This window comes from Algoriphagus pacificus (assembly GCF_017254845.1).
In the GTDB taxonomy this organism is placed as follows: domain Bacteria; phylum Bacteroidota; class Bacteroidia; order Cytophagales; family Cyclobacteriaceae; genus Algoriphagus; species Algoriphagus pacificus.
In genome coordinates, this window is the sequence record NZ_JAFKCU010000003.1 from 913271 (window position 1) to 925431 (window position 12161).

At 39.8% G+C, this 12161-nt stretch carries 14 protein-coding genes and 1 pseudogene; 3 read left to right on the plus strand and 12 right to left on the minus strand.

Features of this window, described 5'->3' with window-relative positions; translation table 11 throughout:
* Positions 1-20 precede the first annotated feature (20 nt).
* From J0A69_RS16350 to J0A69_RS16380, 7 genes are all read right to left on the minus strand, one after another.
* A complete protein-coding gene (locus J0A69_RS16350) occupies positions 21-596 on the minus strand; it encodes a Crp/Fnr family transcriptional regulator (RefSeq protein WP_206587661.1) in 576 nt (191 codons plus the stop codon).
* A 151-nt stretch (positions 597-747) separates the two neighbouring features.
* Positions 748-1332, minus strand: a complete 585-nt coding sequence (locus J0A69_RS16355; RefSeq protein WP_206587662.1) for a hypothetical protein — start codon at positions 1330-1332, stop codon at positions 748-750.
* 196 nt (positions 1333-1528) lie between these two features.
* A complete protein-coding gene (locus J0A69_RS16360) occupies positions 1529-3688 on the minus strand; it encodes a S9 family peptidase (RefSeq protein WP_206587663.1) in 2160 nt (719 codons plus the stop codon).
* 9 nt (positions 3689-3697) lie between these two features.
* Entirely contained in the window at positions 3698-3907 is a 210-nt protein-coding gene (locus tag J0A69_RS16365; RefSeq protein WP_206587664.1) for a hypothetical protein, read from the minus strand.
* 113 nt (positions 3908-4020) lie between these two features.
* Positions 4021-4398 carry a DUF6547 family protein gene (locus J0A69_RS16370; protein WP_206587665.1) on the minus strand — a complete coding sequence of 126 codons (378 nt, stop codon included), beginning with the start codon at positions 4396-4398 and terminating at the stop codon, positions 4021-4023.
* A 124-nt stretch (positions 4399-4522) separates the two neighbouring features.
* Positions 4523-4954, minus strand: a complete 432-nt coding sequence (locus J0A69_RS16375) for a DUF6197 family protein (protein WP_206587666.1) — start codon at positions 4952-4954, stop codon at positions 4523-4525.
* Positions 4955-5294: 340 nt separating this feature from the next.
* On the minus strand, positions 5295-5888 hold the full coding sequence (locus J0A69_RS16380) for a TetR/AcrR family transcriptional regulator (RefSeq protein WP_206587667.1): 594 nt from the start codon (positions 5886-5888) through the stop codon (positions 5295-5297).
* A gap of 51 nt (positions 5889-5939) precedes the next feature.
* Between J0A69_RS16380 and J0A69_RS16385 the strand changes: the two genes are divergently transcribed.
* Positions 5940-6395 (plus strand): cupin domain-containing protein, encoded by a 456-nt coding sequence (locus tag J0A69_RS16385; protein ID WP_236032933.1) that lies wholly within the window; start codon positions 5940-5942, stop codon positions 6393-6395.
* Positions 6396-6464: 69 nt separating this feature from the next.
* On the plus strand, positions 6465-6947 hold the full coding sequence (locus tag J0A69_RS16390; protein WP_206587668.1) for a hypothetical protein: 483 nt from the start codon (positions 6465-6467) through the stop codon (positions 6945-6947).
* 105 nt (positions 6948-7052) lie between these two features.
* Here J0A69_RS16390 and J0A69_RS16395 read toward each other — a convergent pair whose 3' ends face one another.
* Complete coding sequence (locus J0A69_RS16395; RefSeq protein ID WP_206587669.1) at positions 7053-7955, minus strand: hypothetical protein; 903 nt, start codon at positions 7953-7955, stop codon at positions 7053-7055.
* 424 nt (positions 7956-8379) lie between these two features.
* Here J0A69_RS16395 and J0A69_RS16400 point away from each other — a divergent pair, with 424 nt between their 5' ends.
* Positions 8380-10539, plus strand: coding sequence for a toll/interleukin-1 receptor domain-containing protein (locus J0A69_RS16400; RefSeq protein ID WP_206587670.1), 2160 nt, complete (start codon positions 8380-8382; stop codon positions 10537-10539).
* 159 nt (positions 10540-10698) lie between these two features.
* On the opposite strand, the gene J0A69_RS16405 is transcribed toward J0A69_RS16400, so the two are convergent.
* From J0A69_RS16405 to J0A69_RS16420, 4 genes and pseudogenes are all read right to left on the minus strand, one after another.
* Complete coding sequence (locus J0A69_RS16405; protein WP_206587671.1) at positions 10699-10950, minus strand: hypothetical protein; 252 nt, start codon at positions 10948-10950, stop codon at positions 10699-10701.
* 431 nt (positions 10951-11381) lie between these two features.
* The gene (locus tag J0A69_RS16410; protein ID WP_206586895.1) at positions 11382-11576 is read right to left on the minus strand and encodes a hypothetical protein; all 195 of its coding nucleotides are present in this window, start codon (positions 11574-11576) and stop codon (positions 11382-11384) included.
* Entirely contained in the window at positions 11552-11980 is a 429-nt protein-coding gene (locus tag J0A69_RS16415; RefSeq protein WP_206587672.1) for a DUF5675 family protein, read from the minus strand. Before J0A69_RS16415 ends, J0A69_RS16410 begins: the two co-directional genes overlap by 25 nt.
* Positions 11980-12161 (minus strand): annotated as a pseudogene (locus J0A69_RS16420) (hypothetical protein); the annotation flags it as partial. The pseudogene J0A69_RS16420 and the gene J0A69_RS16415, both read right to left, overlap by 1 nt.

Genomic DNA, 12161 nt, shown 5'->3' on the forward strand with positions numbered 1-12161 from the left:
AAAAGGCAAGAATTAAAAATCTACATTTTTTTTCGCAACCTGCTCAAAGTGCTATCGGTAACACCTAAATAAGAAGCAATATACTTTAGCGGCGCATATTGTAGTATTTGGGGTTCTATGCTTAAAAGGTTCTGATATCTCTCTTTAGCTGTTCGATTTATCATTCCAAAATTTCTGCTTTGAGAAGCAATAAATTCTTTTACCAAAATGGCTCTGCCAAAATCTCTGAAAGCAGGTTTATCATGAAATAGCGTATTTAATTCTTCATACGAAATTCTAAACCCTTTACATTTTGTAATAGCTTGTATATATGCCTCTGAACGAATTCGATTAAAGAATGAAGTAATTTCAAATACAATGTTGTTTTCTGTAAAGAAGTCTATGGTAATTTCTTCACCTTCCAGGTTGTAGAGAAAAGTTCGCATTAATCCACTTTCCAAATAGAAGTAATCATCACTTATTTCATTTTCCCTTAGCAAGTAGTCTTTTTCCTCTATTTCAATCGGATGAAATGTGTTTGCAATTTGGTCAGCCTCATCTCTTGAAATTTTGACGACACTTAAAATGAAGTTTACTAACGACTCTCTATTGTTCATATTATCATATTACAGCTAACGGTCTCGGCTATGAGTTTTGCGTGGTTTAGCATTAAACCTTGAAAGTACACACCAAATTGAAAATCCTGAGGGATTTTCAGAATTAAGCGAAAACAAGCAATTACTTATAGCCATTGAAGGCATTACGTTTTTATTCTACTTTTAACTTCATTCCATAGTACGCATTGATTAGGTAAAGCACATTAATTAAAGGTCCTATCATCAATGCCTGTTTCCAATTAATAATTCCGATAAATGTAATTAAGAAGGTCAAAAATGCAATTCCTGAAAGTGCTACTGCAATCCATTTCAGCCATTTCTTTAGATAAGTGTCAGATGAGTATAGCTTTAGTAGTCCTCCCAAAAAAATCAAGTTTCCAAATATAAAAATTACGGTTGCCACTTGATTTGCCATTTGGGACAATTCAAAGGATGTATTTTCATATCCACCAAGCATTATTGGATAAGTCGAGAGTAGAATCAGTTGTCCAACAGAAATTATTATCCAGCTTATTTTCTTAAGATTAATAGTAAAGTATAATGCACCAATCGCTATAAACGTCATAAAAAGGAATTCAATTTTCCAATGCATACTATATACATCCCAATTTTCATTCAAGTAATTATGCCTTTCCATTGGGTTGAGAGGTGCTTTACTTGATAAATAGATATAAATTCCTATTGTTATATTTATCAATATGGAACCTGACGTCCAAAGTAGTTTTCCAAGTTTCATAATATTCTATTTTAAATAAATGCTAGCGCCCAGATATGGCATATGCATTTCGGCTTTCAAATATTGGTATTGTTTCTTTGTTGCATTTCACTTTCAGATAACTCAGGTGAGGTATGTGGTTTATCGTTTGTTATACGGTGTTCCTCAACCCCTAAAAACAAGAGACCTTCAAACCAGCCTGCCGGCTGGCAGGCATCTACTTAGAAGGAACGGCTAGGTGTCGGTCAAAGTATTCGATGATTTTACCAAACAGGTAGCGATCGTAATTCTGCTCACGGCTCCATCCATGAGTTGCACCCGGTGCAAAAGCAAAGTCGAAGTCCTTGCCCTGTTTAATCAATTCTTCAGCTAACACGGCCACTGTCTTGAAGGGCACCACATGGTCTTGCATACCGTGGATAAACAGAAGTTTATCCTGCAGATTTGATGCATACTTGACTGCTTTTCTTTCGAAGATCTCCGGATGTGTCTGAGGGGTACGAACAATCGCCACATCGTCCGTGCCAAAGAACATCGGGTCCACAGCTGCTGCTGCAGCAACACCCACCTGGAATAAGCCCGGCTTCATCAACAGCGAATAAACGGAGAGTGTGCCACCGTAACTGCTGCCCCAGATACCGATGCGATCGGGATCGACATAATCCAGTGACTCCATGTAGGCAACGGCACTTGCATAATCCTCAATGTCCTGGTCCGCAAAACCCAGCAGGAACTCTTCACGGAATGCCCGGCCATAACCGTCGCTACCTCGTGAATCCACCTGCACGATAATATATCCCTCCTTGACCAACAATTGCTGTACAAGGCTGTAGTTACCGGCCCAGCGGTTCCTCGCTGTATTCGAATACACGGGCCCAAACAGCACTGGATACTTCTTACCGAGCTGCATGTTTGTAGGTTTCAGAATCCGGGCATGCAGCGTGTATTCATCTACAAGACTGGGGAAACTAAGGTATTCTGCAGCTGCCCAAGATCGCTCCGTAAAGGCGGGCAAGGGCGAGTGGGTTACTCGGGTAGCGTCACCACCCTCGCTGCTTACCACATAAAGCTCGGGCGGTGATGTGTCGTTGCTGTGCATAAACACCAAGTGCCTGCCATCCGGTGAGGGGTAGCCATCGTTCCGGCCCGAAAGACGCGTCACCTGCTCTGGATCGCCACCGGACATCTTTAGGCGATACACGTGTTGTTCGTAGGGATTGACGCCGTTGCCTGGATAAAACAGTGCATCACCAGCAATACTTGGAGCGGATAGTGCATCGTAGGATGGATCTGTCAGAAGCTGCGGTCGATCCCCAGACGTTGAGGCATCGATCGTGTAGAGGCCGTAGCGATCACCCATATCGCTTAAGAAAACAACCCTCTTTCCATCCGGATGCCAGGTAGACCCAAACGATGTATACATGCGGCTCTCTCGAACACCTCGCCAAATCTCGCGCAATTGGCTTTCTCCGGGTGCAACTACAAACAACTTACGGTCAACCGCTGTATCGGATGCAATATCAACCAGTAGCGCTCCGTCTGGTGACCAGTTGAAGTCGATGACCTGGTTGGCATGCGGATCAGGCAAATCTAGGTATGTAATGTTACCGCTTTCTACATCGAGCAGTCCAACCCTGCGAATCTCGTTTGGATCGCCGGGGTAACTTCTGCGTACTTCGTTGGGATTCGTTTCATCAGCGAGGTAATCCGGGAACGGTACCTTTCGCATCTCACGTCTGTCAACGGCGTGGAATGCAATTGTTTTGCCATCCGGGGACCACTTGTACGTTGGTCCACTCCAGATGCCTGGACCGATTTCACGTTCCGGTAGGCTGTAGCGCCCCTTCTGTAAGCTCGAGAGACTGGCGATGCCGATCTCGGTGAGCTGGCGATTTTGTTTGGTAATGAAATCAGCAAGCCAAAGGTCACCGTTCCGTATATATGCCGCTTGCGTGCCGCTTGGAGATATCGACAGGTTACCTGCACCTGCCTCGACGGGCATCAATTGGAGCTCGTCTCCCTGGCTCAGCGAAGACTGCCATAAGTTGTTACCTCGCAGGCTGAGGATTGTGTTGGCGTCAGTCCATACAATATCGCGCACTGACGCGGATGCTGTATCGGAACTAAAGCGCACTTCCTTCCCATCACTTGTGAATACCCAGAGGCCACGCCTAGGATTTCCTGGTTCACTCCAGGAAAAGGCAAAGTGCTCGCTGTTCGGTGCCCACACGGGTACAGAGGGGCTTGTTCCCGTCAGTTTTGGCGTTGCGAAAAGGTCATCAAGAGTGAGCTCAGCTTCCTGTGCTGTGACTATTGTGGGCATCACCATCAGAAATCCTGCCACTACCCATGTTTGCCAAAAAGAGATCTGTTGCATATATTTGTTTTAGTATTTGTCTAATGAGATAATCTGATACTGCTCAAAAAATGCTATCGCCATTGGATCGTAAGTTTTCTGAAGGTCTTCGCATTCAGTTTTTTTTGGTTTTCTCCTCACCTCTTCCCTGCCGTAACGGTCCTCAGCTTGGAGAAGGCAGGTTTTAGGAGCCATTCTCTTCCAGCCTACTCCTGACTTCTTAAAGATTCTGCTTTTCATATTTACTCTGAACCACACTCTGTATCTATGGTGATGTTGTGCAACGTATTTAATTCTTAAAATCTTTTGGTACATCAGGTCTTACTTGAGTCAAAATAAGCTCAAAGCGAAAATTATTTTTCATTTTCGAACACGGATTTGTGTCTGCTAAACCTTTGAACCCAACCGTCTTCTGTAAAAATTTCTCCATGTAAGCCATCAGAAAGTTCTGCTACATTTTCGCCATCCATAAAAACTTTGAGTCCACTATCTAAATCGTTACTCTCCTGAATGGCAAAAAGAAAATCATGCATAGAGTTCTCCAGTACCTTTTCCAAAACATCCGCAACGACTTGTTTTTGGTCTTGAGTTAATTTTGAAAGTTTGGCATGTAACTCTTTTGATTCCTGACTTCTCCATTTACCTTGAATTAGTCCTCTGAACCAATCGATTTGTTTATCTCTCAACTTTTCAACTATCAATTTTCCAAATTTGTCTAATTTGTTATTCATTGAGCTTAGGTTTTAAAATGGCTTAAAGCGTTAAGTGTTTGAAGCTTTAGCTTTGGTATTAGCGATTGCCTTGTGCCGCTATAGTTTCATACATGGTGGTAAAGGCAGGCTTTGGTTCATTAATTTATTTTTTTATTTGCCTTTTGACTTCATCTTTAGATTCCTTCAAAACCTTTTTCACTTCTTCAAATCTTGTGTCTGGATGGTTATTCCAGTCCATAAGTCTATGATTTACAACTCTTCCATTTTCGTACTTCTCCAATGTAAATCTTACATTTTGCATTGCGGGTCTTCGATGTATGTATTCCCCCGTAATATCAACTGAAGCTTTATAAAGAGCACAAAACAGACTATACTTTCCATTCGCTATATCATCATCACATATACGGTCATCTTGTTTATTCCACTTAGTTGAATCAGATAATATAGAATCTGCTCTCTGAATTATTTTTAAGTCTATCGAGTCGAATACGAGATCACGATTTTCTTCATTTGTCTGAGCAATGGCTATTTGTGATGTGAATAAGACGGAAAGAAGAAGCAATATTTGTTTCATAATATTTTGAATTTACAGCAAGACGCTAACTAGTGTATAAACGCTATAAAGGCACTTACATGCCTACGGTTGTTTGTATTAACGCCATGAATATACTGAAAAAGAAGTACACGCCCTTTCTGACTTGCTTACTCAATCCGCAAAATAATCAATAGGTAAGAAGCGATGAAAATGGGTTTCATTAGCATAAGTAGTCATTAGTATTGATATAGAGAAAAGCGGGTATGATTAGTGGGCTATCCTACCTAATGGCTTTTCGTCTGAGTACGAAGATAAAATCTAATATATATTCAGGGTTGACATTTCTACCAGATACGGTATATGCACTAGCGATAGTGCTCTATGATTTTTGGTCTTTAGCAATTCCCTTGAGAATCATTTCCATGCCCCACTTCAACAGATCTTTAGATTGCTCATTATCCAATCCGCAAACATCTTTGGTGACAATAAGGGGTTCGATACCCATTAATACAGTAAACAGGTTGATCAGATTGTTTTTTTCGCTTTTGGTAAGATTGGCTTTTTCCAGAACTAATCGTAAGGTCTTTACCCTTCTGGCGCCTCTTTTTAGTTTTGACGTACTGGTGATCGCAACGGCCAGATACTTTCTGAAGGCGTGTTCGTGGTCTAGTGCCAGCGTGTTATAGTATTTCTGAACACCCAAAATAGCTTCTTCAAGATCTAAATCCTTAACGCTGTCGTATAAGGTTTCCGGTTTTTGGGTCTTGATCGCTAAACCGGCTTCTCCAGCCAGTTCATCTACATTAGAATAATACCTATAGATCGTGGCTCTTGATATTCCGGCTTGCTTGGAGATATCATCAAGGGTAAAATCGGTTCCTTTATTTAAAAAATACTGAGCTGCTGCCAGTATTTTATCCCGGGTTCCCAGCTTTTGGTTAACTCTCCCTTTATCTAGAAAATCATTCTTCATGAGACAAATATCTCATAAAGTTTTGAACAACCAAAAACTTGTTTTACTTTTATGAGACAACAATCTCATAAAATGAAACAAAATATAACAAAATGGGTGCTAGGCCACAAAGTAACGGCCTACCCAACCACCGGAGACTACGATTTAATGATGGGAGAAACGCCACCCCATGTTTCGGGACCGCCGCCTCATTTCCATAATTCTTACAAGGAGTCTTTTCTCGTCATAGAGGGCGAAATGGAGTTTATGGTCAATGGTGAAGTCACACTGGTGAAAGCCGGAGAGTCCGTTGATATTCCACCGCAAACGCTTCATACGTTTGGCAATAAGGGTGATAAGTCCTGCAAGTGGGTCAATATCCACAGTCCGAAAGGCTTTGCCAGTTTTTTTGAAAAAATGGGCGTACCGGCCGAAGAAGCGAATGCTCAGGAAAAATCGGTAGCCCCCGACCTGATTCAGGAAGTCATAAAAAATGCAGCCAACTATGATATGGTGATAAAAATGTGAGTGGGAAAAACGACCAATTGATTAAACAAAACACTTTTAAGAATGAAAAGAATAATTACTTACACGGGAATGCTATTACTATGGGGATTGACAATATCGTTGGTCTCCTGCGAAAAAAATGAAGAAGAGCCTAAGGATGAAGTGGCGCAAATGATTGAGGAAGTGCGAAACATCACCCAAAGCTACACGCTACACAGTAATGGGGTAGCCGCCGGGTGGGCGACTGACCTTTCTGGTTGCGTAGCACACCCAACGGAAGGTGGCATGGGGCATCACTTCGGGCGTTTGGAATATATTGACGGCCGGATTAATCATTTGGAGCCGCAAGTCTTACTGTATGCTCCTGATGCTAACGGAACTATGGAATTGTTAGGAGTTGAATACTTGATTCCTTTTGCAATACACTCCGAAGACAAAGAACCACCCACGCTTTTTGGCCAGAATTACCATAAGAATCAGCAAATAGAAATGTGGGCACTTCATCTTTGGTCAGAAAAGGAAAATCCTAACGGTATGTTTTATGACTGGAACCCTGATGTAAGTTGTCAGTAAACGAGCGCTAAGAAATTATTTCGCTTTTTCAACTCATTACTAACGGTTTGCATATTGTGCGTATCCCGCAGGGTATGCACTATATGCGTTGTTGTGCAGCGTTTTTTATTTTATTCTAATTGGCAAATTAACTTCTGATTTCACTGGTTTTCCTTTGTATGTTGCAGGATACCAATCGTTCATAAGGACTGAGTCTTTTTTGACTAGTTCGATGATTTCTAACGATTTCATTGGTTCCCAAATCTTAATTGTGTTTAAGTCAACTTGTCCATTTTCGTCAATTATCATCTGAAGTGTGATGAAGCTTTTCTTAGGGACTTCTGTTTTGGCTCTGTCAATTTCATATTCCTTCAAAACAGCTTTCAACGAGTCATCGCCAAATTTGAATTCAGCATAGTTATCAGGCATTTCATAGATTCCAAGACTGTCCTTAATTCCCATTTTTATTTCGTTCTGGTCTAGAATCCAATCCCGACCTTTTAGTTTTTCATTTTCTGAGTAGAATTTGAATTTTCCGTTGAATATTCTAAATGTGGTAGTGTCGTTCACACCTTCCTTACTCAGGAGTTTTCCTGCGTAGTAGTTCTCTCTTATCTGTAGAGTATAATGAGCTGTAATTAGTTTTTCTTCAAACGGGTTATCGCTAAATGATAGAATTGCTTTGTCGACTAAGAATTTACTTTCTGAGCCATCAATTACGTCAGTCCATTCGTCATAAATAGCACTGATAATTTCTAATTCGGGAGAAATTGTGAATTGAACTTGATGGCCTGTGAATCCATCGTTGAATGTGTTCGTAATAATCAGGTTGTTGTCATTTATTTTTATTGATGCGGCTGTATCAAGAAGGCCATCCATATCAAGTTTAAGGAAGTAGTCATGAGGAAAGTAACTGTTGTCTTGTTCATAAACGGGTTGATATGTAACAATCGCATGTCCTAACTGTCCAAAGACAGAAGTTCCTGAAAAAATCAGAAGTCCAATTAATATGTTCGTCAGTTTGTTCATTTTAATGCTGCACAACACTTGTATAAACCCCTTCCTACTTGTCTATTGCGTATATATTCGCTTTGTCCACAGGTGTATGGGGTGTTTTGGAAACCAAATTAGGGATTTCGTCAATCCCATCAAGTGGTCTTTGAATGTTTTATTTGAGATAGAAAGCACTACCCTTCAAATAGCCAAGAGGAAGATTTAAAAGGCAGGTAGTATCTTCTCCAAATTCTGTATTGGGAGGTAGGTAATATAAAATAAGTCAAATCTATTACACTAAAATGCAAATAATCCCCTCTGAACAGATCGTTTTGAGGTGGAAGAATGTGTCTTTTTAACTATTTGGGCATCTTACTTATTTAAAAAGTACTGTATTATTTTTAGTAGGTTTTTGTAATTTAAACAGTTGATTTTTTTTGACTTATTAAATTCATTCAAAATGTATGATGCTTTTATATCTTATTCACATGCAGCAGATGGAAAACTTGCACCAGCAGTAGAAAAGTCGCTTCAAAGATTTGGAATTCCATGGTGGAAAAAGCGTGTTCTGAATATTTTTAGAGATGAATCCAGTCTATCTGTTTCACCCCATTTATGGACTAATATTGAGGAGGCTTTAAGTAAATCATCTTACTTAATATATATGGCCTCCCCTAAATCCGCAGAATCTAAATGGGTAAAAAAAGAAATCAATTACTGGATTGAAAATAAATCCTTAGACACATTATTGATTGCTTTAACAGATGGTGAGATAATTTGGGATGAATCGGAAAGTGTTTTTTTTGATTCTAGGACAAATTCCCTTCCCGACAATCTAAAAACCAAGTTTGATGAAGAGCCCTTTTATATTGATTTAAGAGCATTTAAAAACAAAGAAGAACTTTCTTTAAAGAATCTACTATTTCAAAAGGAGATACTCAAACTTGCAGCTCAATTGCATGGAAAAGCTCCTAAAGATTTGGCGAGTGAAGAACTTAAAGCTCAAAGAAGATGGAGAATAATAAAAAATACTGCAATTCTTATTCTAACTGGTCTCCTAGTTTTTTCTATTTATCAAACCATTGAGGCAATAAACAATAAAAATGATGCTATTGAACAAGCAAACAATGCTAGAAATCAAACCAAAAAATCTATAGCTAACAGCTTGATTGCAACCTCAAATTACTTAAATCAAACTAATCCAACTGTTAGCTTTCGACTTGCAGAATATTCCTTAATGTATGACAGCTCAAATATCGATTCTTACTCAGCACTATTAAGGGCCTTTTATTCAAACCCTCATTATTATTTAGGTCAACTTCATGGAAGCTCATTTTATGACAATAAGTCTCAAAAAATGAAAGATATTGAACCTCCTAAGGACCTTGAGTTTTATGCACCAGACATAAAAGTTCCCGGTAGTTTTTTAAAAAAAATTGGAATTGATTATAAATCAGAATTTTTATTTTTGAGTAGAACTATCCTATCTCCAGAGTCAAATTTTAGCCTTTTCTTTTATTCCCCTGAAGCTGACATGGCGGAATATACAGTTGAACTCTGGGACATCACAGGAGAATTCACCCGATGGGGCAACAGAATATGGAATGATGAAACTGAAGATTGGTATGATGATCCATTATATCAACAGTACCTTACTTATAACCAGATAGATGGGCTTGATGAAACTAATTTTTCCTATGACAATAGATATTTGGTAGTTCCACGAAATAATAAAGCCAATATAATTTCAATTCCATTTTCAGGACAAAAATATTTAGGCAGAACCTTTGACACATATTCTTCAATTCCTTTGGAGTTTGAAATAGGAAGTTCAAGTTCACAATTAATCAGAGCCAATTTCAGTACTGAAGAACATATCGTTAGCACAATTGATCTAAAAGGCGATACTGTTTCATTCAATCTAGAGAAGATGCCACTTTTGACAATCCCATTTGGCAACAAGACTACTATCTACAGCGATATTGAAGGTGAATATATAATATCAGAAACTTTGAATAGCACCACAGTCTGGAACTTATTTGGAGAAAAATTGGGAACTGGAAAAATTGACAAAGATGTTTTTAAACCTGATTCAGCTTTTCAAAAGAGCATAAAAACAGTAAATGTCATTTCAATCCTGTCACCCGAATATTATAATTCCTATGGATTTGAGAACGATACTGCGGCTATATCCATGGATGGATTAATAAAAATGAATGGAACCATTATTTCTGATTCTTTAGGAAAGGAGCAACTTGCTTTAGAAGGACATTCAGAAATTATCTCTTCTGTAGATGTCTCTGATTTAGGAGAGTATTTTCTTACTGCCATTTGCCCAAAAATTGGAGTTCCTGAGACCAAGTTATGGGATAACAAGGGTAAGGAATTGTTGACAATCAAAAACTTTGGTGGCAAAGTTGGCTTTTTACCAAAGAATAAAGCTTTCTATACCTATACTATTCGATGTTGTGTAGAATGTGACTCAGATCCTAGCGTTGTGGTATGGCCTATAGATAAAACAGTTTTAATAAATTGGGTAAATAAAAATCAAATTCACGAAATAACAGATTCTGAAAAATCACAATTTGGAATTGAAACAAGCTATTTAATAGATAATTAAGAAAATTCAGGAGATAGGAAATTGGTTTTTTTTGAATCCTTATAAAATCTGCTTAGGCAAGAGCTTTCCTTTTTTCATCTAAAACGGTCTTTTTTGTATTCTAAAAAAAAATAAACCCGAGCAATTTTGCCCGGGTTATTTTATTGATTGCTAGCTGAGCTAGTTCAAAGAACTCATCAGCTTCTCTTCAAGCCTTTCCTCATCTACTGTGAGTTGGGCAATGCTTACTAGCACTGTACCAGCAGTGATTGCATAGCCTGCATAGCTCAGCAGGACTACCGGGATACTGCCAGGTGCAGTGATCACAGCGGTTCCTACTGCTGCGATGATCAATCCGATTTTCTTTACTTTTTGGAAAAACAGAGGTGTTGGGGCTGTTGCCCTTTGTTTTATTTCTGTTAGTATGGACATTTTTTGATGTATGATTTTAGATTTATGATTTATGATGTTGGTTGTCAGTTGAGAGTTATTAGTTATCGGATGTATTCTCCCAACTTTTGAAGGCTCCTCCTACGGCGGACAGGCAAAAGTTGGCATCCCGATAACTATCGAGGAGCCCTTGCCCGAAATCAGCTTTGAATTGTCTTCGGACAATTCATGGATGAATTCAAAGTCCAGCTAAAAACAAGCGGATCTCCGAGACAAGCCCGGAGCTAGCTTGTTTTCTTAGCGCTGTCCTTTGTTATTCATCCACCAGCTGCTTCCAAGGGCATTTGCTCCAATTAAAGATTTTAGGAGCTAAACCATAGCACCTGATCACTGAAAACTATAAACTGCGACTGCTCACTGCCTACTGACACTGATCACTGCCAACTGCGACCTACCTCCTGCAGGCAAGATGCTCACCCTCCTTTCATCATATTTTTCAGGAAGGCCTGTTCGATCTCCAGCCTGTAAAAGAGCTCTTTCAACTTTGCCAATTCACCTTTTAACTGCCGGGTATCTTCAATCAGCAGTTTGAGGAAATAGGCAATTACCGAAAGCAATAACATCGTCACTGCTCCTGCCAAGGTTAAGAGTAACTCTGCTCCAGACATGATTCCAATTGATAAGGAATTCCTGTAGAAACGATCTGCAAGTCAAGGATTTCTCCCCGCTCCCAAAAAGGAGTGAGTTCATCCATAAGCTTCAAGAAAGCTAGTTTTGTAAACAGTGGAGTGCCATCTGCACGGTAAGAAGTTACTGGACAGAGTTCATTTAAACCTGGCCTAGATTCTCCTGATCTGGCTTTAATCAACCCTCTCTCACCTACTTTGATAAACCAGCCCTCTTCCTCTGAATGTGCTGCCTCCAGTTCGTAAGTTCCTTCATCCAGGCAATGAATTGCTTGATCATAGCAGGATTTTGGGGCTTCCCGGATAAAGCACAACTGCTTTTGACCGAGGTATAGCCTCCCCAGGCTTCCCCGGGGAGTATACCTTCTTTTAAGAAGAAGTCTCATCAGCTGCTTTTGCTCACTGACAACATCTTGGCGGCATTATGCGCTCCGTTGTTGATCGCATATTCCACACCATTGACCAATTGAACAAACTCCACACTGAGCACAAAAACATAGTGGGTTCCACTCAGCTGAGTCTTGTCCACTGTCAGCGTCTGTGAAAGAGCCGGGTCCAAAATGGAAA